The organism is Paenibacillus sp. PL91, assembly GCF_012935325.2.
Taxonomy (GTDB): domain Bacteria; phylum Bacillota; class Bacilli; order Paenibacillales; family Paenibacillaceae; genus Pristimantibacillus.
Genome location: NZ_JABBYG020000003.1, coordinates 598,840 through 620,873, shown reverse-complemented (window position 1 = coordinate 620,873; position 22,034 = coordinate 598,840). Strand labels below are relative to the sequence as shown.

General features: G+C 49.4%; 17 protein-coding genes. 10 read left to right on the top strand and 7 right to left on the bottom strand.

The window, feature by feature from the left end; genetic code table 11:
• The first annotated feature begins 381 nt into the window (after positions 1-381).
• On the top strand, positions 382-1,497 hold the full coding sequence (locus HI950_RS11445) for an NADH:flavin oxidoreductase (RefSeq protein ID WP_169083519.1): 1,116 nt from the start codon (positions 382-384) through the stop codon (positions 1,495-1,497).
• A gap of 155 nt (positions 1,498-1,652) precedes the next feature.
• Here HI950_RS11445 and HI950_RS11440 read toward each other — a convergent pair whose 3' ends face one another.
• From HI950_RS11440 to HI950_RS11415, 6 genes are all read right to left on the bottom strand, one after another.
• Entirely contained in the window at positions 1,653-2,510 is an 858-nt protein-coding gene (locus HI950_RS11440) for a carbohydrate ABC transporter permease (protein WP_317618332.1), read from the bottom strand.
• 15 nt (positions 2,511-2,525) lie between these two features.
• A complete protein-coding gene (locus HI950_RS11435) occupies positions 2,526-3,458 on the bottom strand; it encodes a carbohydrate ABC transporter permease (RefSeq protein WP_169083520.1) in 933 nt (310 codons plus the stop codon).
• A 74-nt stretch (positions 3,459-3,532) separates the two neighbouring features.
• Entirely contained in the window at positions 3,533-4,894 is a 1,362-nt protein-coding gene (locus tag HI950_RS11430; protein ID WP_169083521.1) for a sugar ABC transporter substrate-binding protein, read from the bottom strand.
• Between the two features lie 30 nt (positions 4,895-4,924).
• Positions 4,925-5,893, bottom strand: a complete 969-nt coding sequence (locus HI950_RS11425; RefSeq protein ID WP_169083522.1) for an amidohydrolase family protein — start codon at positions 5,891-5,893, stop codon at positions 4,925-4,927.
• Positions 5,894-5,917: 24 nt separating this feature from the next.
• Complete coding sequence (argH, locus tag HI950_RS11420) at positions 5,918-7,429, bottom strand: argininosuccinate lyase (protein WP_169083523.1); 1,512 nt, start codon at positions 7,427-7,429, stop codon at positions 5,918-5,920.
• 306 nt (positions 7,430-7,735) lie between these two features.
• Positions 7,736-8,668, bottom strand: coding sequence for an ArsR/SmtB family transcription factor (locus tag HI950_RS11415; RefSeq protein WP_169083524.1), 933 nt, complete (start codon positions 8,666-8,668; stop codon positions 7,736-7,738).
• A 294-nt stretch (positions 8,669-8,962) separates the two neighbouring features.
• Between HI950_RS11415 and HI950_RS11410 the strand changes: the two genes are divergently transcribed.
• The 5 genes from HI950_RS11410 to HI950_RS11390 are packed head-to-tail and all read left to right on the top strand — an operon-like array spanning position 8,963 to position 14,434.
• Positions 8,963-9,724 carry an SDR family NAD(P)-dependent oxidoreductase gene (locus HI950_RS11410; RefSeq protein ID WP_169083525.1) on the top strand — a complete coding sequence of 254 codons (762 nt, stop codon included), beginning with the start codon at positions 8,963-8,965 and terminating at the stop codon, positions 9,722-9,724.
• An 18-nt stretch (positions 9,725-9,742) separates the two neighbouring features.
• Positions 9,743-11,608 carry a sensor histidine kinase gene (locus HI950_RS11405; protein WP_169083526.1) on the top strand — a complete coding sequence of 622 codons (1,866 nt, stop codon included), beginning with the start codon at positions 9,743-9,745 and terminating at the stop codon, positions 11,606-11,608.
• A complete protein-coding gene (locus tag HI950_RS11400; RefSeq protein WP_169083527.1) occupies positions 11,605-12,894 on the top strand; it encodes an ABC transporter substrate-binding protein in 1,290 nt (429 codons plus the stop codon). The genes HI950_RS11405 and HI950_RS11400 overlap by 4 nt, the downstream gene beginning before the upstream one ends.
• 14 nt (positions 12,895-12,908) lie before the next feature.
• On the top strand, positions 12,909-13,982 hold the full coding sequence (locus HI950_RS11395; RefSeq protein WP_169083528.1) for a LacI family DNA-binding transcriptional regulator: 1,074 nt from the start codon (positions 12,909-12,911) through the stop codon (positions 13,980-13,982).
• 56 nt (positions 13,983-14,038) lie between these two features.
• Complete coding sequence (locus tag HI950_RS11390) at positions 14,039-14,434, top strand: VOC family protein (protein ID WP_169083529.1); 396 nt, start codon at positions 14,039-14,041, stop codon at positions 14,432-14,434.
• Positions 14,435-14,968: 534 nt separating this feature from the next.
• Here the strand turns inward: HI950_RS11390 and HI950_RS11385 are convergent.
• On the bottom strand, positions 14,969-15,409 hold the full coding sequence (locus tag HI950_RS11385) for a hypothetical protein (RefSeq protein WP_169083530.1): 441 nt from the start codon (positions 15,407-15,409) through the stop codon (positions 14,969-14,971).
• Between the two features lie 278 nt (positions 15,410-15,687).
• Between HI950_RS11385 and HI950_RS11380 the strand changes: the two genes are divergently transcribed.
• The 4 genes from HI950_RS11380 to HI950_RS11365 all read left to right on the top strand — a co-directional run bounded on the left by HI950_RS11380 (position 15,688) and on the right by HI950_RS11365 (position 22,024).
• Positions 15,688-16,854, top strand: coding sequence for a GntR family transcriptional regulator (locus HI950_RS11380; RefSeq protein ID WP_169083531.1), 1,167 nt, complete (start codon positions 15,688-15,690; stop codon positions 16,852-16,854).
• Positions 16,855-17,119: 265 nt separating this feature from the next.
• Positions 17,120-20,203 carry an alpha-mannosidase gene (locus HI950_RS11375; RefSeq protein WP_169083532.1) on the top strand — a complete coding sequence of 1,028 codons (3,084 nt, stop codon included), beginning with the start codon at positions 17,120-17,122 and terminating at the stop codon, positions 20,201-20,203.
• On the top strand, positions 20,203-21,114 hold the full coding sequence (locus HI950_RS11370) for an ABC transporter permease (RefSeq protein WP_169083533.1): 912 nt from the start codon (positions 20,203-20,205) through the stop codon (positions 21,112-21,114). The genes HI950_RS11375 and HI950_RS11370 overlap by 1 nt, the downstream gene beginning before the upstream one ends.
• Positions 21,115-21,127: 13 nt before the next feature.
• On the top strand, positions 21,128-22,024 hold the full coding sequence (locus HI950_RS11365; RefSeq protein ID WP_191296779.1) for a carbohydrate ABC transporter permease: 897 nt from the start codon (positions 21,128-21,130) through the stop codon (positions 22,022-22,024).
• The last annotated feature ends 10 nt before the right edge of the window (positions 22,025-22,034 follow it).

Genomic DNA, 22,034 nt, shown 5'->3' with positions numbered 1-22,034 from the left:
ATCAGACGGAAAATCAAGCTATTCTATGAAAACCTGATTTATGGGGGCCCAGACTCCGGAATTAGGGGGCCTAGCCGGTTTTCCAGCTAAATGGTCAGTCAGCCTACTGATCGGAAAAATAGATGGAGTTTTTCCTGTTCAGTTTCCTATTCATACTGTGCAACAGCATTTAGACGAAATAAGCTGCTTCATGTTCGGCTCAAATCCACGATCGGCAGCAAATGGATTGGAGGAAAAAATACGATTAGCCTCATACAGAGGCAGTTCCTTATCATGAATATAAATTACAATTAAAGTACTGGGATTACACGGTAATTAATGGTAATATGGAATTGTTGAAGGAAAAACAGTATCCACACCAAATACATGGGAGGAATCCAAATGTCTACTGCCAAAAACGAAGTATCGGTTGAAGCGTTGTTTAAGCCTTTTAAATCAAAGAATCTAGAGGTTGCTAATCGAATTGTGATGGCACCGATGACTAGAGGATATTCCCCGAACGGCGTGCCTGGAGAGGAGGTTGCCGCTTATTATCGCCGCCGCGCGGAGAACGGAGTCGGACTTATCGTCACCGAAGGGACGCTGATTAATCATCCCGCTGCAGCAGCTAGCCCCAATTGGCCGAATTTTCACGGTGAGGAAGCTTTAAATCAATGGTCTAACGTCGTAAGCGCCGTACATGGGGCCGGAGGTAAAATCATTCCGCAGCTTTGGCATATTGGGTTAACGCGTAAAATCGGTGATCACCCTAATCCGGAAGCTTTGCCGATCGGGCCCTCGGGGCTGAATCTTTCCGGCGAGAAAATAACGGAGCCGCTAACTGAAAATGAAATCGCGGATGTCATTGCCGCTTACGCGCAGGCTGCGGCAGACGCAGCTAGCATCGGGTTTGACGGTATCGAGCTGCATGGTGCGCATGGTTATTTAATCGATCAGTTTTTCTGGGACAAAACGAATAGGCGTACCGACCGATATGGCGGAGATGTCGCCTCCCGAACTCGTTTTGCCGTTGAGGTTGTAGAGGCTTGCCGCCGGGCTGTAGGGGATGATTTTCCGATCGTGCTTAGATTTTCCCAGTGGAAAGCAGGCAATTATGCGGCAAAGCTGACTGAGACGCCTGAACAGCTTTCGCAATTTTTGACGCCGCTCGCAGAAGCGGGGGTCGATGTTTTTCATAGCTCGACACGGCGTTATTGGGAGCCGGAGTTTGAAGGCTCCGATTTGAATTTGGCAGGATGGACGAAAAAGCTGACTGGCAAACCGACGATAACGGTAGGTTCTGTAGGTCTCGACAATGAATTTAGAAGCAGCAGCGGAGATGCAGCGCAGCCGGCTTCTCTTGCGGGATTGATCGAACGGCTGGAAAATGGGGAGTTTGATCTGGTTGCCGTAGGCAGGGCGCTGCTGGCTGATCCTGAATGGGCAGCCAAAATACGCGATCATCGCACGAATGAGCTGCTCGACTATGATACGAATGCTTTGAAAAAGCTCTATTGATAGCTGCTTTGCACGGTACACCAAGAGGAGAAGGGGCTTTAATGCTCCCTTCTCCTCTTTTTCTCATCTACTATTTAGTCCCGGTATCCTCAGCATTCATACCTTATGTCAGAATCATCAGGCGGTTTGATTGCTCATACATATCACCATATTCGTTATTTCATCCCGCTGAGTGCGATACCTCGAATGATTTGCTTCTGAAAGATAAGAAATAAAATAATTAGCGGCGCGATGGAAATCGTCGTCCCTGCCATGATGAGTATCCAATTGCTCGTATCCTTCAGCTCGCTGGAGAAATAGACGATGCCGACGGGCAGCGTGAATTTCGACTCCGTTTGCAGCACGATGAGCGGCCAAATAAACTGGTTCCAGTTCCCGATAAAAGTAAGGATGATCAACGTAATGATAGCTGGCTTAACTAGCGGAATAGCGATGAGCAGCAAAATACGCCATTCGTTTAATCCATCGATTCGCGCCGCATCCAGCAAATCCGAGGGAATGGCGTCCATAAATTGCCGCATCAGAAAGATGCCGAAGGCGGTTATAATGCCGGGAAACAGCACTCCCCAATACGTATCGGACCAGCCCAAATCGTTCGCAATTAAATACCAAGGAATGATAAGCATTTCCGTTGGCACCATTAATGTGCTGATAATGAGCAAGAAGATAAGCTGCTTGCCGGCAAACGAAAATTTGGCGAGTACGTAGCCTGCCCCCGTATCAAAGATCAGAACAGTGCTTGTAGCGATGAGGGAAATGACCAGCGTATTTTTGATCCAAGCGCCAAAGGGAGCCTTTTCGAAAATAGCGTTATAGTTGTCGAACGTAATCGTCTCAGGAATGAGCCGCAGATTATAAACATCCTGGGGAAGCTTAAAGGAGGTGGCGACCATCCATAAAAACGGAAACAGCATCATTAAGGCGCCAACGGCAAGCAGCAGGTAGATGATGAAAGTGCTCAGCCTCGCTGCGGGCGACTTGCCGCGCATTCTGTATACCTTGGGTGAACTCACGCATTTGGCCTCCCGTCAATATTCCACTTTTTTATTTAACACTTTTAATTGCAGCAACGTAAGCGCCAAAATGACAATGAACAACACGACGGTTGCTGCCGCAGCGCTCCCCATCTTAAACTGCTGAAACGCCAAATTGTAGATGTGAAGCACCATGGTGGTCGTAGCGTTTAACGGCCCTCCGTTCGTCATGCTCAGCACCTGCCCGAACGACTGCAGATAGGAAATAACGCCGATGACGGCAGAAAATACGATAACAGGGTTAAGCAGCGACAGCGTAATATGACGGAATTTCCGCCAAGCTCCGGCGCCGTCGATAGAAGCTGCCTCATAGTACATCCGCGGAATAGCCTCCAAGCCGGTCATGAAGATCAGCATTTGAAAGCCGATGCTTTGCCAAATCATTGTTAGAGTGATGAGAAACAGCGCTTGGCGGGGCGATTGCAAAAATAATTGCGGCTCCAAGCCTAGGTTTAATAGCGTTTCATTTAACCAGCCATTGCGCATAAGAATCCAGCGAAATACCCAGCTGACTGCGATGATGCTCGTCACGTAGGGGATGAAGTATACCGTTCGGAACAGTCCGCGAAGGCGCTGCACGTTATGCAGAAGAAGAGCGACGAACAGGCCGACGAGCAATTGACCGGGCACGCCGAGCAGAACGAACTTGAACGTATTGCCGATCGACCGCAGGAAGATTTCGTCCTTGAACAACGCGCTGAAGTTAGCAAGTCCGACGTATGGCTTTTCGGCCGACAATAAATCCCATTCGCGCACGCTCACGTTGAAGGCATACAGAATCGGCAGCAATCGCGTGCTCAAAAAATACAGCAGGGGAACACCGAGGACGATATAGATAAACAAATAACGCTGCGTTCGGTAACTAAGCCGTATGCGAAGCAGCTCGCGGCTTTTGCGTGCGGTTAAACGTAGAGCATGCGCAAGCATAATGAATTTCGCCTCCCTCTCAATTAGAAACGGAGCGCCCGCACAAGGCTGAGCGCTCCTGCCAAGGCGGCTGGCTATTTCTTATCGACCGACGCCCAGTAATCGTCATAAAGCTTTTGCGTTTTGGCAACAAGATCTTGAAAGGCTTTTTCTACGGGCACGTTGTTCAGCAGCACTTCATTTGTCGCATCAACGAACAGCGTCCTTTCCAGCGTTTCGTCAATGAAGAAATGGGCCCGGCTGTCGTCCAATTGGGAAATGAAAGGGCCGAGCTTTTCGTCGTTAACGTATTTGTCCTGCGTCGCAACTGCTTTCTGCGCAGGCAGCTCGCCGATTTGTTCGACCCATCGCTCTTGGACCTCCTTGCTGGTCAGAAACTTCAAAAACGCGGAAGCAGCCTTCAGCTTGTCGCCCTCTACGTTTTTGGGAATCGCATTCGCCCAGAAGGAGGACGGCGCGGACTTGCTTTTGTATGACGGAAGCGGGGCTACACCGTAGTTCAAATCAGGGAAATCCTTCTTCAACGCGCCAAGCCGGAAGGAGCCGTCAACGTTGATTGCTGCATGGCCGGTCATAAAGGCGTTGCTGTCGTTCTCGTAAAAGCCATTAATGCCGACCTTATGCTTAACCGCAAAATCGATCAAATACTGGAACGCCTCTAAGCCTGCCGGCGTCTGTGCCCATAAAACCTGCCGGCGATCATCGCTCAAATCTTGCCCTCCCGCTTGATGCAGCAGACCGTCGCGATACCAATGGTGCAGCTGCGCGCCTGGCTCCCATGCGAAGCCTTCAACAACAAACTGCCCTTTGGCGTCGGTCTCCGTCAGCTTCTTGGATACGTCGACCAGCTGCTCCCAAGTTGTCGGCAGCTCTGTAATTTGGGCTTTGGACAGCAGATCTTTATTGTAGAAAAGAGCAAGGGTGCGTACGGCGGTAGGGATGGCGTAATAAGAGCCGTCGATTTTGGCTGCGCTCACCAGCGGATAGAAATTGCTTTCAATTTCGGCTGCCCCGAAAACGTCCTCAGGCAGCGGCTGCAAATAACCAGAGGAAACGTACTTCGGCAGCCAGCCATAATAGAGGTTGATAATATCAGGGCCTTTGCCTGCGGGAACTAGCGTTGCAACCTTCTGATTGTATTGGTCATAGGGGAAATTGGTTTGCTTGACCGTAATGTTCGGATGCGCCGCTTGAAATTCCTTAATGAGCTCGTTAATGAGCTCGACCTTGGCCGGAAACTCATATTGCCAATACTCAATCGTTACTTTTTTATCCGCAGCCTGCGCTTCAGGTGAACTCGAGCTGTCCGTATTATTTTCCTTTACGGCGTTTGTCGGTTCATTGCTGCTGCTCTGATTTCCACTGCCGCAGCCGGCTAAGGCAATAGTAATAATGAGCAATCCTGTCAATAACGTCATCCATTTTCGGCTTTTCATACCTACCCACTCCTCTTTGTATATAAACGATTAGGCTTGCTCGGTTCTGCCGGACTGCTGCGTGATCTTGCTCTGGGGCAGCGTAAGCCCAAGCAGCCTCCTTGCGTTATTGCCAAATATGTTCTCAATATCCGTCTCGTTGAATCGCAGCTCACGGCAAGCGCGAACCTGATCCTGCAAATACCGATAAGGGTAACCTCTCGGAAATCCGCTTGCATCCGTCCCGAATATGATCCGCTCCGGCCCGATAAGCTCATAGGTTTTGCGAAGCACGGATTCCAAAGTTAGCTCGTAGGGCATCCAGCGCATCCATTGATTGGAGCCGGATGTATCGACATAGACATTTGGGCAGCTCCAGCACAGATGAAGGAGCTCTTGAAAATACCCCGCCCCGAAATGAGGAATAATGAACGGAATATCGGGGAAGCTGCGAGCGGTATTAAAGATCGCTAAGGGACTTATGTTCGGATGATGTGCAATGCCTCCAGCATGACCGAGCAAACCAAAGTGAATGAGTACGGGCAGCCGTTTCTCTGCGAGAAAGGTCCATATGGGAGTAAGAGATGGATCATCAAAGGGAATGGACGTTAGCGGCCCGAACAGCTTATAGCCTTTTAGCCCAAGCTCGTTGACTGCTCTGCGCAGCTCCTCCTCCGCGCCTGCTTCTTCAATGGAATGATACGCGAAGCCGGTGAATCGATCGGGATGTCTGGCAAGCTGATCAGCCATATTGTCATTGTCCAGCGCAGTAAGAAAGTTGAGGCCGCCTATCCCGTATTTATCGAGCTCCTCAACCCAACGATCGATTAACGGGGTCGTCTCATTCTCATGGTTATTGCCGGCTGGCACCGCTTCGGGGAAATCCCAGGTTAGCCGCATCCTCTCGCTTCGCTCAGCGCCGTAGCGTGAAATCAGCTCATGCCTATTAATGCCGCCAAGCAGCAGCCGGTAGGGAAGATGCCCGTGAATATCAAACACTTTAAATGGGTTTCGAAACATAGACCCTCACACTCCATTCTCCATTCATGATTCCTTGCTAAGCCAACCAGACAAAATCAAATTGAGCTCCGCAGCGGCAGCTTCAAGTTTGGCGGCCCTCTCCTTAAGCCAAAGATTTAGGCCGAGCAGCCGTTTTTGTTGAGCGTCTAGTGAACGATTCATTTCAGTTGGGCTAGGTCCGCCGCGCAGCGTTCGTATGTGCACAAAATGGTTCGGGTCAAGCGCTTGCTTCAGCTGCTGCTCACTTAGCCTAAGCGGTATTCCAATCGTCTGGACCGCTGCTTCATTAAGAGCGTGAAGGCTCAAATCGCTCAAGTGATCGCCCCGCTGAGCAGCAATCGTCACGAGCTTGCTTACGACCGAATGCGCTTTGCGAAAGGATAAGCCTTCCTCTCTGACGAGCGTGTCAGCTAGCTCCGTAACAGTTGCGAAGCTATCGGCGGCACGCTTTTGCAGCACGTCCTCCTTAATGTGCAAGGTGGAGATGACTTTGGATAACAGCCGATAGACAGCTTCGAGCGTATCCAGGCTCTTCCATGCGTAGGGCTGCATGTCGTCCTCGGTGTCGACAATATCGCCAAACGGCGTATTGTGAATCATCGTCAGCACGGTCTGCGCATTGCCCGCAATGCTCGATAGGAGGGAGCGAATATGCTCGAGGGAAACCGGATTTCTTTTTTGTGGCATGATGGAGCTTATTTGAACATAGGGATCGGCAACTTGCGCAACGGCAAATTCCTGTGTGCACCATAGCAGCAATTCTTGCGTGAACCGACCGAGATTGATGGCCGCGAGCTGAACGGCTGAGGCGATTTCGCCAGCGTAGTCTGCGCCGCTCACAGCGTCATAGGCGTTATCGATTAAGCCGTCAAATGCTAGCAGCCATGCTACACGCTCCCGGCTGATGGCAAACCCCGATGTCGTCAAAGCAGCAGCACCCATGCTGCTTAGATTGCAATTTCCGTAGGCGGCTTGCAGCCTGCGGATATCTCTCGCCAGCGAGTCTGTTACCGCCGCAATGTAGTGGGCGAGCGTCGTCGGCTGCGCTTGCTGGGTATGCGTATGCGCGATCATGATCGTATCCGTATGCTTCTTGGCTAGCGCAAGCAAGCTCGCATGCAGCTCAAGCGCAGATCCGATCGCTCTAAGCAGCTTTCCACGCAGTGTGATCCGGTATATGGAAATCCCCATATCGTTGCGGCTGCGGGCAAGATGCAGACTGCCTGACGCTTCGCCGGAAAGCTCCAGCAGCTTGTGCTCGACCTCAAAAAACAAATCCTCAAACTGGCCATTATATTTTCCTCTGCGCAGCTGCTCTAGATCTATCGTTAATAGAGCGTTAGCGATTCGGTGGGCTTCATCCCTCGTGAGCAATCCTTGTTCAAAGAGCATAATCAGATGGGCTTTATGCACGGCAATCATCGGCTGAAGCAGTTCCTGCTTCGCTTGATCATATGCAGGCGCAAGTACGGCTTCAGCGTAGGTTCTGCCGGGAAAGGTGCTTCCCTCGTCTTGCTCGAGCCGATTAATGGACATCGTCCTTGCCTCCTTTCGTGTGATGCCGCCGCTTCAAGCTGCAGCTCCATAGCCTAACGGAACATAAAAAACAGCCGGAGCTGTCGCAACAAGCGATCTCTCCGGCTGTCCGGTTGGAATATAGGGGTATCAGCATTTAACATATTATTCCCAGTGGAATTATATGTTTAAGATAGTAGCACTGTTTTGCTGGGGATTCAACCCTTTTTTTCTCAGATTTGATAGATCTTTTGTATTGGCTTATCCAATCGCTCTATTACAAAAAAAAGCTCCCTATATGGGAGCTTCTCCTGTTTGAATGTACAGCTATGCCAGCGTCCGCTCCTCTTGAGCCAGCTTCGCATAATAAAGCTTAAAGATAAGATCCTGATTGTAGTTGCCGAAGCCTGAACCAAATAACGTAACGCCGCCGATATGCTCGGCGTCCTCAAGAATCGCGATACGGAACGTCCAGTGGCTGTTGCTAATATCGATCTGGTCCAGACTTACGTCGGAGAGCTTAAGACCGTCCATATAGGTGCCGTCTTTCTTAATAATAAGCCGCTTCAGCAAGCCGAATTGGTTGACATCGTCAAACCACCAAGGGGGATTGAGCTTGCCTTTGCCGCCGTAATCGGCAGGACTCGTCCACATGCCGACATTTACGCCGTTGAAGAAGAACGTTAGGTCCGATGGCCAGTTCATATTGGTGAGTGGGGCCTCCGACGAAATTTCCATCGATATTTCGAGCTCCTCCGGATTTTCGCTGCTTAATAGGAAGTTCGGAATTTTGTATTCGATATAGCCTTGCGAGAACCATAATATTTTGGCGTTGACACGGTCTGGATCAAGAAAGTAGCGCGGATCGTCAAATATACCGATGACTTTCTCCGTCGTACAAATGCCGCAAGTAGGAACGATGTTCAGATCGGTGTAATGGCCGATGGAAACTTCGGTCCGTCTGGATTCGCGGTGAACGACGTCCTTGCGCGGAAAAGCGATTTCAAGTCCATCCATGCTAAGGGAGCACACCTTCTGGGCGGCGCCGCCTTTGCCTGGCGTCATCTCGGAGCGGATAATGCCTGCTTTCTCCAGCTTCTTGACATGCATAGTCATAATCGCGCTGCTTAGCCCTAATGCTTCGGCGAGCTCGCGAATGTTCATCGATTTTTTGGAAAGCAAATGGATCATTTGGATTCGTACATTGCTTGATATGGCTTCAAATATAGGCAGGCTTTGCTCTGATAGATCGATTTTCAATGGATAACCTCCGAGTGAGAGTTATTATTAATACATATGTGAATAATTAGGTTGTGTGTATAGACTGTAATATACATGAAAATAGTCGAAATCACAAGGAATAAAGCAGGAAATAGCTGATTTATAAGCCGAAGAAGATAACCAAATTATAAATTAATTCGTTGTGTCATTCACTTGTGCCAATATTACAATTATTTTTTTGAATGCGCTTTATAAAACAGTTGACATTTTGGTAGCATAATTAATAATAAATAATATAACAAAATTGATACAAATAGAAGGGTGAGTAGAACAATGCAAATTGATCTTTCGAATAAAACGGCACTCATAACAGGAGCAACAGGCGATTTAGGGCGAGTAATGGCTCGTACGCTCGCAGGCTGCGGCGCTAACATCGTGCTTCACTACAATAATAACGAAGCCAAGGCGAAAGAGCTTCAGCAGGAAATTACGGCTCTCGGAAGACGTGCCATGATCGTGCAAGCGGATGTTACAAACGAGCAGCACATCAATGAAATGAAAGCGAAAGTGTCAGAAGAGCTCGGCCATGTCGATATCGTCGTTGCCAACGCGGTCATTCAGTATAAGTGGACAAGTATACTTGAGCAGCCAATAGCCGATTATGTAAGTCAGTTTGAATCCTGCGTGCTGCAAAGCGTGTATTTGGCAAAAGCATTCGTTCCCGCGATGATTGAACGGGGCTGCGGAAGAGTTATCGGCATTAATACGGAGTGCGCGATGCAAAATTTTGCGGGACAATCCGCTTATACGGCTGGCAAGCGCGGCATGGACGGAGTCTATCGCGTATTAGCCAAGGAAGCTGGGGAGCATCAAATTACCGTCAACCAGGTTGCGCCGGGGTGGACCATTAGCGATCGCGATCGTGCGAGCGGCACGGAGGAGAACAGCGGCTATTCCCAAAACGTTCCGCTTAAGCGCAGGGGGACGGATCAAGAGATCGCGAATACGGTCGCTTTTTTGGCATCGGATTTGGCCAGCTTCATTACAGGCGCCTACATTCCTGTTAACGGCGGAAACGTCATGCCGGCCATTTAGGAATAGGGGATTAAGAGAATGGGGTTAAAAAAACGATTGTGGCGCATATGGGCGGCTTTTGGCGGCATGCGAATGGAAGGAAAGCTGTTTATCGTCTTTTTGCTGCTGATCACGCTGCCGTTGTCGTTCATTGGCTACATCTCCTATAGCAATTACTCCCGCTCGATTGAGGAGAAGACGATCGTTTATTCGACTAAAATGCTGGAAAATATGATGATACGGGTAGATGATTACATCGAGGATATGGTTCGCATATCCTCGATTCCGGCTTACCAGAACGATATAAAACAAAATTTGATTCGCTCGAACAGCTATTACGAGCAGCGTCAGACGGCATCTGGCGACAACAATCAGGTGCCTGACGATTTTGATTTGCTGCTCTCGATCCAGCGCGGAATTGAGGGCAATATTGCTTTTATCAACACGATCAAACGCGGCGCCAACTCGGTTTATATATTCGATCAGTTCGGCAACGGATACTATTCGACTGGCGGCGGCGGGGTTCGTCTTAACGTGAAGGAAAGCTATGAAAAATGGCGGGAGCGCGTACAAACCTCGGGCGGCGAGGCGATGCTCTTCAGTACGCAAAAATATACGAGCAATTTGCAAAGCGTTAGATATGCGTTTACGGTCGTCCGCAAGGTAATCGATAAATCGCTAAAGCCGATTGGCATGATTGCGGTGGATGCGAATATTAGCGTGATCGAAGATCAAATGAGCGAGCTCGATAAGGTGACAAACGGTGAATCGGTCATCATTGATGAGCTTGGAAACGTCGTTTACGATAGCGACAAGCAGCGAATGGCGACCAATATTATGAATGACAGAGCTGTCGCGCAAGCAACGGGGACAAAGGGGAGCTTTTATTTTGAGCGCGACGGCTTGAACCGGCTCTATATTTATACGACCTCGCCCAATACGAAATGGAAGGTCATGACCTCGATTCCGGTCAGCGAGCTAACGAAGGATGCCGTCGTCATTCGCAATGTGACCTGGATCGCGACGATCATTACGATTATCGTTGCGCTATTTATATCGGTTGTCTTCTCGTTTGCTTTGACGAATCCGCTCCGCAAAATGATGCGCTTGATGAAAAATGTGCAGGAAGGCGATTTCAACGTTCAGTTCCAAGTGAAATATCGGGACGAGGTTGGGCAGCTTGGCAATCAGTTCAACCGGATGATCGTTCGAATCGACCATCTCATTCAAGACATTTATTTAATGGAAACGAAGAAGAAGGAAGCGGAGCTGCATGCGCTGCAAAGCCAAATCAATCCGCATTTTATGTATAACACGCTGGAGTCGATTCGAATGGCGGCGGAGCTGAACGATGATCAGATCGCGGCGGATATGATTGCGATACTTGGCAAGCTGCTGCGTTACAGCATAAGCGATTTGCATGAGGAAGTGACGCTTGAGAACGAGGTTCTGCATATGCGCAATTACGTGGAGATGCTGAATTACCGTTATCCGAATCGCTTCAAGCTGGAGACAACCATTCCGGATGATCTGCGGAACTATCCCATCATTAAGCTCGTGCTGCAGCCGATTGTCGAAAATGCGATTTACCATGGGATGGATGATCACAAGCCGTCGATGCGAATTGAAATGAGCAGCGAGCGCTCTGCTCACGGGTTATGGCTCCGCATCAAAGATGATGGGCTCGGTATGGATGAGGAGACGCTCGATCGTTTAAACCGTTCGCTTGCGGGCGTTGAGGAAATGGTAAGGCGCAAATCTGGCGGAATCGGCTTAAAAAATGTAAATGAACGCATCAAGCTCCACTACGGAAATGCGTATGGGCTGAAGGTAGCAAGCGTTCGTGGCCTTGGCACTGAGGTCATTTTACAGCTTCCATTAGAATTAGGGAGAGACGCAGAATGAACAAATACACATGTATGCTCGTGCTTGTTGTTCTGTTGTGCGGCATATGCTTTGCGGGCTGTCAGAAGTCTCCGGTCAACCATGATGCGGAAGCCGAGCCCATTAACAAAGGGGAGCAGCTCGACGGCGATGTAACTCTGAATGTACTGACGAACCGGGTCGATCTCATTGAGAATGGCGTCTTTCAAAAATATGCCGATCATTTCGCTGAGCTTCATCCGGGCGTGACGGTGAAATTCGAAGGCATAACGAACTATGCCAGCGATATTATGCTTCGTTTATCCACCCGCAATTTGGGCGACGTGCTGCTGCTCCCAAACAATATTAAAAATGAAGATTTGCCCGATTATTTTGAGCCGCTAAGCGACAGCTTGTTCGAGCATATTCATTTTGCAGATTTTAAAGCGCATGCGGGAGAGCGCTTTGGCATTGCGACAGGTGCCTCAACGACAGGCATTGTCTATAATAAGGAAGCGTTCAAAAGGGCTGGCATAAACGAAATTCCGACAACGCTGGAGCAGTTCTATGCGGCATGCGAGCAATTGAAGAAAGCAGGCATCGTGCCGATTTATTTGAACTACGGCGCCCAGTGGCCGCTTATGACGTGGGGCGAGGATTTAGTCAGCTATATGACCGGAAATGCCGACTATTTAAATGATATGGTCAATACGGATGAGCCGTGGACTATTGACAATGCGTGGGGACAAGCGATTTCCATCGTCAAAACGCTGATTGATCGGGGCTATGTCGAGAAGCAGCTTCTCTCCAATCAGTGGGAAACGTCAAAAACGGAGCTTGCGGGCGGCAGAGCGGGGATGTATTTAATGGGCAACTGGGTCATTAATCAGGTCATTACGGCAGGGGCGAAATCGGAGGATATCGGATTTTTCCCGTTTCCTTACGATAACAGCGAGAAGCGCTACGCGCCGCTGAGTCCGGATTGGTTTGTCGGCGTAAGCAAATTCAGCGGCAACAAGCAGCTGGCCGAGGATTGGGTGGAGTTTTTTGTAACCGAATCCGGCTATGTGGATGATTCGGGTTTTTTGCCGGTCATCGAAAATAAGCAGCCATCCCTGCCGCAGTTCAAGCAGTTTTTATCGTTCAACAGCGAGTTTCTGGAGCGCCGCGTCCCGAACGATCAATTTCTCGAAATCGCAAATACAGCGCAAATCGCGTTCTGGTCAGGCGATTACATTCAAGAATGGATCGCTGCGCCGGATTTGCAGGTCGTCTTCAATCAATATAATGAACGCTGGAAGAAAGCAAGAACTATTACCGAAAGCTAAGGTGGAGTACTCCTATGTCAAAGAAAGTCACGATGCAGCAAATTGCCGACTATTTGGGCGTTTCAAAGTTTGTCGTTTCGAAGGCGCTCTCCGGCAAGGGCGGCGTCAGCGAGTCGACACAGGAGCGGGTGATACAAGCGGCCTCACAGCTAGGCTATTTTTCGCAAAAGAACGCTTATGTCAAGACGATGAAGCTGGAGCAGCTTCCGAAGGTGCCTGCCGCGGGCAAGCAATCCGTGCTCGTGCTTATGCCGAATATCCGTTTTCAAACGAAGGAATCGCTTTATTGGGGACGGATTTTGGACGGTATCGCATCGCGCTTGGAGGAAGATGGCTTTGGCATGGTCATCGTCTCGGAGCAGAGCGTCGATCATTTTCTGCATTTTTTAAATCCGAACGGCATACTTGGCCTCATTGGCGTTGGCGAAATATCGACGCCGCTGCTGCTTGAGGTGCATCGAATCGGCCTGCCGATGGTGCTGGTCGATCATGAGGACATGCTTATCCCGAGCGATACGGTGTTTACGAACAATTATGAATCGATGTATCGTCTAACGAAGCATCTAATCGGCAAGGGGCACGCGCAGCTATGCTTTGTCGGCGATATCAACTATTCGCGAAGCTTTAAGGACCGTTTCTTAGGCTTCCGCAGCGCGATAGAGGAGCAGGCAGGCAGCGTGCCGCGCTTGAGCGTTAGCGATGACTGCATTTTGCCTGTCGAGGGTTTCGAGCATGAGCAGTTCCAAGAGCCGATCAAGCAATGGGCGGTTAAGCGGCTGAAGGCGAAGACCCTTCCGACCGCGCTGCTGTGCGCGAACGATATGATTGCAATCGGCGCGGTTCACGCGCTGCAGGAGCTGGGCATTTCGGTGCCGGAGGAGGTATCGGTCACAGGCTTTGATAACATCGACGATTCGTACCGTATGACTCCTGCTCTAACGACGGTGCATGTACCGAAGGAATCGCTCGGCAAGCGCGCGGTGGAACAGCTAATCAGCAGAATCGCAAGCAAGCAGGAGCCAATGGAGAAGCTGCTTGTTGCAGGGGAGCTGCTCTACCGGGAATCGACTGCTGGCGTGAAGTCTTGATTAAGTGAAATGGGCAAGAATGATAGGTGACGATATCCATTAGGAGCTGATGCAAAGTGAAAAGCCAAAAGATTACAACCTTCCTCATGTTTAACGGCAAGGCGGAGGAAGCGATAAATTTCTACACGTCCATATTTGATCAATCCGAAATCAACCATGTCTACCATCAGGAAGATGGAACGGTTATGCATGCCGCATTCACCCTTAAAGGCCAATCCTTTATGGCGATCGATAACAGCAACAAGCTGGATCACCCTTTTACTCCCGCAATGTCGCTATTTGTAAGCTGCGACAATGAAGAGGAGATCAACCTTGTATTTGGTCGGCTAAAGGAAGGCGGCATAGCCCTTATGCCATTATCTCCGCTGCCGCCGATGAGTGAATTATTTGGTTGGGTACAGGACAAGTACGGCGTTTCCTGGCAGTTGAACATCCCGATAAGCAGGCAGTAGAAGGATAGCAAGAGCAGGCAGTAGAAGGATAGCAAGAGCAGGCACTAAAAGGATAGCAAGAAATGTAAGGGAATAAGATTGAGCTGGTCGTAGGGAGCGTGCTGTAAAGCTCATCTTTTATGAATCAAGAAGATTATGAAACGAGCCTTTTGAATCGCTTCTTAGGCTCGTTTTGCATGTTAGAAGTTAGAAGGCTGCTAATAAAGCCGGCTTGCTAAACCGTTGCTGCTGGTACAATTAACAGGAATTACTCCATCTAATTTGCTATTTGAGGCGGAGAAAGTCCATTTAAATGGAATAACTCCCGTTAATCCGACCGCATTTACTCCAATTGGGCAAAAAGCAGGAAATTAACGGGAGAAAATCCTTCTAATACAGATTCTAACAACAAATCGTTTGAATTAGCGGGAGTTTTTCCAGTTAATTGCGTTTCAAGAGGCTGAAAATCGAAGCTTCTACCGAAATCTACACGCAAGCCTTGCTTGATAAACCTTAACTGAAGCCTCAACTGAATTCACAGCTTCACAGCTGAAGTCACAGCTTCACAACTGAAGTCTCAGCTGAAGTCTCAGCTGAAGTCTCAGCTGAAGTCTCAACTGAAGTCTCAACTGAAGTCTCAACTGAAGTCTCAACTGAAGTCTCAACTGAAGTCTCAACTGAAGTCTCAGTTGAAGTCTCAACTGAAGTCTCAGTTGAAGTCACAGTTGAAGTCACAGCTGAAGCCTCAACTGAAGTCTCAATTGAAGTCACAGCTGAAGTCACAGTTGAAGTCACAGCTGAAGCCTCAACTGAAGTCTCAATTGAAGTCACAGCTGAAGCCTCAACTGAATTCACATCTGAAGTCTCAGCTGAGTTCACAGCTGAAGTTTCAGCAGAATTCGCATCCGAAGTCACAGCTGCCTCAGCTAAAGTTCCTACCAAATCCCGCCTTAACTGGAGTGTCAACCAACCTTTCAACTTAAGCCTTAATGCCACCCTCAACCAACCTTTCAGACTTATCCTCAACGGAGTTTTTTATTTATATATATGATTTAAGAATGAAATGATAATATGTATAATATATATAATAATAAGCGACAAAATAATCGAAAGGATGGGAGCAGCCTTATTGTAAAATAGTGCGCCATTCATGTTATTTCGCTATTTTCACCACTGGAAATAAACCATTTTCGACAAGGGCATTAGTATTGCTTAATAGGGGTTAACCATATAATATATATTACAAATATCAATATGAAGTTTGGTGATAGCACATGAATTCAACAGTCCGAACGCCGCTCTATCAGAAGGTTCAGGATTATATCCGCGAGCTGATTGCATCGGAGGGCTTGAAGGCGGGGGACCGCATACCGACTGAGAAAGAGCTGATGAAGCTCTTTAACGTCAGTAAAATTACAGTTGTTAACGCGATGGTCGGATTAGCAAACGATAGAGTGATTACGCGTGTGCCGGGCAAAGGCAGCTTCGTCAGCGACGAGGAGCTGGCAGAGATGGATGAATCGGAGGAGGCGGCGCCAGCAGCGCCGGCAATTAGCCTAGAGCGGACTATCACACAGAACAGGACGCGCATTATTGGTCTCGTCATGCCATCCGTGTATGATTATTTCGCCATTCGTTTGATCCAGGGCGTGCAGATAGCGCTGCGAGAGAAAGGCTACCGCTGTGTCATTCTGCTGTCCGATGGAGAGATTGAGAAAGAGAAAGAAGCTTTCAAAACGCTCAAGGAAATGGGAGCAGAGGGCTTGCTCGTCTTCCCGGTAGATGAGGAAAACTATAACGAGGAAATCATAAGCATGAAGTTCAGCGGCTATCCGTTTGTGCTGATCGACCGCTTTCTGCCGGGCGTAGAGACCAATTATATCGCGGCGGATGGAAGGCTCGGCACAAGCCTTGCCGTCGATTATTTGTGGGAGCTTGGTCACCGGGAAATCGCCATTTGCTCCGACTCCCCCTTGCAGACGATAACGGTGCAGGAGCGGATCGACGGCTATATGAACGCGCTGAAAAACAAAGGAGCGCTCATCAATCCTGCCCATATGATTACCGGCTTCCAGGTGGGCAGCCTGAAGGATGCGGAGAAGCATCCGCTGTTTCGCTACATTCGCAATCGAATGGCAACGGCTTATATTACGCTCAACGGAAGACTAGGCGTTCAAATTTACCAAATGGCGCGGCAAGCCGGACTCCAAGTGCCGGATGATCTATCGATTATTAGCTTCGATGATCCGACGTCAATCGTTGAAGAGCTTGGCATTTTTACGCATATTAAGCAGTTTGAGTATGATATGGGCTACCGCGCCGCTCAAACGCTGCTCGGCATCGTTGAAGACGGAGCGGAGCGCAGCGGCAAATACACCAAAACCCTAATCCAGCCAGAGCTTGTAATCAAACAAACGACTGGCCGTATCCCCGTCAAATAATCAAAAGCATAGCAGTGATAAAAAAAATCTTTTCCCAAGTGGGAAAAGATTTTTTTATTTATATATTGAATATATTAAATGTGTATATTATATTATGTATAAGATGGTTGTTAGGAAGGCAAGGAACGAGGAGACCGGTTTTCGAAGAAGAGGCTGAAGGATGCGACTAAATAAACGTGAAGCCGCTTTCGAATTTATGGCGATAAGCCTGTGGAGAAGAACAACGATATGAACGATATAACCGGATGAAAAAGGAGACCTGCAAATGCCTTATGATAAAGTGAAAACCGAGCATCTGAGATCAGTGCTGGAGCGATTGAAGGACCAAATATACAAGCCAGTCTCGGAGCTGAAAGCAACGGCTTGGGTAACACAGGAGCCGGTTCCTTACGAGGCGAGGGAGTCAGGCCAAAAAATCGAGCTTGCTCCAGGCGACCGCTGGGGGAACCTTTGGGATTGCGCATGGTTCCATTTTAGCGGGAAGGTGACGGAGGAAGCGAAGGGCTTAAAGGTCGTGCTGCTTATTGATGTGAACGGAGAGCTTTGTCTCGTCGATGAAGAGGGAACGCCAAAGCAGGGACTTACGAATATCAATTCGGAGTTCGATTATTCTCTAGGGCTTCCCGGCAAGCGGGTCGTCCATATCAGCGAAAGCTCGACAGGGGACGAAACGATCGATTTGTGGGGAGACGCGGGCTGCAATGACCTGTTCGGCCGCTTCCGCAGCGGAACGTTGAAGGAAGCCCAGATCGCCATCTGCCGCGAGGACATCCGTCAAGTGTATTATGACGCGGAAGTATTGCTTGAGACGGCGGAACAAATGCCTGAAGGGTCGGCGCGAAGAGAACGTATTTTGCAGGTGCTGTATGATGCTTCGAACCTGTTAATTGCGTTAACCGAGGAACGAGTCGCACGGGTGTCGCGAATGCTGCAAGAGCAGCTGGCGAAGCGAGGCGGCGATCCGTCGCTAACGATTAGCGCCGTCGGCCATGCGCATATGGATTTGGCTTGGCTTTGGCCGATTCGTGAAACGATTCGTAAAGGGGCTCGAACCTTTTCTACCGTACTGCGGATGATGGAGCGTTATCCCGATTATATATTCGGCGCAAGCCAGCCGCAGCTATACGACTGGATGAAGACGCATTATCCGAAGCTATACGCGAGCATCAAAGAGCGCGTGCAGGAAGGGCGCTGGGAGCTGCAAGGCGCGATGTGGGTTGAATCGGACACGAATGTGCCAAGCGGAGAATCGCTGGTTCGGCAAATTTTATACGGAAAACGGTATTTCCAAGCGGAGTTCGGGCAGGAGATGAAGTCGCTTTGGATGCCGGATGTATTCGGTTATACTGCGAGCCTGCCGCAGATTTTGAAGAAGTCGGGCGTTGACTATATGATGACGCAAAAGCTGTCGTGGAGCATCTACAATCGCCATCCTCACCACACCTTCCACTGGGAAGGCATCGATGGCTCGCGCGTACTTACGCATATGCCGCCCGAGGATACGTATAACAGTCCGGCAGCGCCCCGTTCGATCGTCAAGGCGGAAAATGACTATTTGGACAAAAACGTATCGGAAAATGCTTTGATGCTGTTCGGTATCGGCGACGGCGGAGGAGGTCCAGGCGAGGAGCACCTAGAACGGCTGATGCGGGAGGAAAATTTGCAGGGACTCAGCCCGGTTGTTCAAGAGCCTTCAGCGAAATTTTTCGAGAAGCTGGCTAAAGATTCGGAGCGTTATCAGTCTTGGTCCGGCGAGCTTTATCTGGAGAAGCATCAAGGAACGCTGACGAGTCAAGGGAGAAACAAGCGCTATAACCGGAAGCTGGAAAAAGCGCTGCGCGAGCTCGAATATGCGGCTATTCTTGCAGGGCTGACGAAGGGCAAAGCCTATCCGGCAGAGGAGCTGGAGCTTATCTGGAAAGAAGTGCTCCTCTACCAGTTCCATGACATTTTACCGGGATCTTCGATCAAGCGCGTATACGACGAATCGCTGGAGCGTTACGCGGCGCTGCTCGAAAGAGTAGAGCAATTAATCGAGGAGGCATACGGCGCCGCTGCGGAAGCACTTCCTGCAGGCAGCAACTCCGACGTATTCTTTAACTCCTTGTCATGGGAGCGGGAGGAATGGGTTCAGAAGAATGGCAGCTGGATGCGCGTCCGTGTTCCTGCGATGGGTTACGCCTTGGCGAATGCCGATGAGCAAGCGTTGGCGATGGCCGAGACGGCAGCAGCTGAAGCGGAAACCGTCGCAACACCGGAAACCGAAGGAGCTTCTCCTGCTTTTCCTAATATGAGAGCTTCGGCAATCGACCGGATTTTGGAAAATGATTTGCTCGCGATTACGTTCGCTGAGGACTTCACGATCGTATCCATTATGGATAAGGAGCACGGCAGGGAAGTTATTCCACAGGGGCAAAAGGCCAATGAGCTGAGCTTGTATCATGACGAGGGCGATGCTTGGGATTTCAAACAAGATTATCGGCAAACGGGCGGAGTGCCTCTGCAGCCAGTCGAGTCGGCAGTCTTCCAAGACGGACCAACGACAGGGCTTACGCTCGTCTATCGGTTCGGGGAGTCTACTTTGACTCAAGAGGTTATCCTGACGCATGGCAGCCGCCGCATCGATTTTAGAACAAAGGTCGATTGGCAGGAATCTGCGAAAATGCTGCGCACGTCGTTCCCGGTTGCTGTACGGTCAGACAACGTAAGCTGTGAAATCCAGTTCGGCTACTTAAAGCGGCAAACGCATCGCAATACGCTGTGGGATTATGCGAAGGATGAAATCTGCGCGCATCAATGGATCGATCTATCGGAGCCGGATTACGGCGTAGCGCTGCTTAATGACAGCAAATACGGACATCGGGTTTCACAAAACGTGATGGATCTGAATTTATTGCGCAGCACTTCTTATCCGGATCCTGAGGCTGACCGTGCGGAGCATGAGTTCACCTACTCGTTGTACCCGCACAATGGAGACCATGTACAGGCGGAGGTTTATAAACGCGGCTACGAGCTGAACGTGCCTTTGCGATCGGTTCGCGTGAACGCGGGAGACGCGGCATCCGAGCTGCCTGAAGCTAAATCGTTTATAAGCGTTGATCATCCAAACGTTATGGTAGAAGCGGTGAAGCAGGCAGAAGACAGCGAAGACCTGATTGTCCGTTTATACGAAACGGCCGGTACCCGCTTGAAGACAAAAATCAGCATCGATTTGAATCGATCGGAAGCATGGCTTGCCGATTTGATGGAGACGCCTAGCGATAAACTCCAAGCGGAGGACGGCGCGTACCAGCTTTCCTTTACTCCGTTTGAAATCAAAACCATTCGATTGGCAAGGAGGCAGAATTAATGACAGAAAATATACTTTGGAAGCGGATATGGCGCCATAAGCTATTTTATTTGTTCATGCTGCCCGGTATCATCTGGTTTTTCCTGTTCTCCTACGTACCGCTCTATGGCGTACAGGTTGCGTTTCGTGATTTCATGTTCTCCGGGGGCTTCACTGGAAGCCCCTGGGCAGGGTTGAAGTACTTCCAGCAATTTTTTAGCTACTATCAGTCATTTGAATTGATCCGCAATACGATTGTCATCAGTCTTATGAAGCTTCTAATCGGATTTACGATGCCTATTATACTGGCTATCCTGCTTAATGAGGTTCGTAACGTTAAATTCAAGAAAACTGTGCAAACGCTTTCGTATTTGCCGTACTTCGTTTCCTGGATCGTTGTTGTGACGCTGATGCAGCGGCTTTTGACGCCTTACGGCGGACCGCTCAACGATCTGCTTGGCTCCTTCGGCATGGAGCCGATCCAATTTCTGAACAATACATCATGGTTCTATCAAATTATTGTAGGCTCGGATATTTGGAAAAACATCGGATGGAACTCTATCATTTATATGGCTGCTATCGCTGGCATTGACCAGCAGCTCTACGAAGCGGCCAAGATCGACGGAGCCGGGCGTTTTCGCCAAATGTGGCATGTTACGCTCCCGGGTATCCGCAATATCGCTGTTATTTTGTTCATTCTCTCGGTCGGCAGCCTAATGAGCGCCGGCTATGAGCAGCTGCTCCTGCTGAATGGCCCGGCTACCGCGGCAATAGGCAGCGTTCTCGACGTGCATGTCATCAGCTCCGGTATCGGTGAAGGCAGGCTCAGTTATGCAGCCGCAGTCGGATTATTCCAGAGCATCATTGCGCTCATTCTTATTGTCACAGTCAACCGAATTGCCCGTAAAGTGAGCGACGTATCCCTGTTCTAAGGAGTGGTTTGATATGGTGAAGCGCCAATTTTCATTTTTTAGTTTCTTCAATTATATCTTTTTGACACTGTTCGGCTTGTCGATGATTTATCCGTTCATTTATATTTTGGTCTATTCGCTCAACGATGGAAAAGACTCTATGATGGGCGCGCTGTATTTCTTCCCCCGCAAATTTACGCTGCACAACTACGCGGAGGTGTTCGAAAACGCCCGCATTTGGCAGGCCTACAAAATTACGCTGCTGCGTACGGTAATCGGCACGGTATTGCATGTGGGGCTTTGTACGCTGATGGCCTATGCGCTATCCAAAAAAACGCTGCCGGGAAGAACCTTTTTTACGTACTACATTTTTTTACCGACGATTTTCAGCGCAGGCTTCATCCCATACTTCATCACCTTGCAAAAGCTGCATCTCATTAACAGCTTCTGGGTCTATGTCATTCCGATGCTGTTCAATTTCATGCATATCGTCATTCTTCGTACGTTCCTGCAGGGCATCCCGGAGGAATTGGAGGAATCGGCCCGCATAGACGGGTACGGCGATTTTCAAATTTTCATGAAAATCATTTTACCGCTTTCGGGACCGGTTCTCGCCACAATCGCTTTGTTCATCGGCGTTTCCCACTGGAACGATTGGTTCACCGGCGCCTATTACGTGTCCAATAAGGATCTGATTCCCGTTCAGACGCTGCTGCAAGAAATGCTGTCCGAAGCGGAAGCGCTTTCTTCCTCCATGCAGAGGGCTGCGCAGCAGGGCGGACAGACCGTCAATGTCAATATGGCGGGTGCGACGCCGGAATCGCTTCGAATGGCGCTGCTTGTCATTACGGTTTTTCCGATTCTATGCATTTACCCGTTTTTGCAGCGTTACTTCGTCAAGGGCGTTATGATTGGCTCCGTCAAAGGGTAATCGTCCGCAA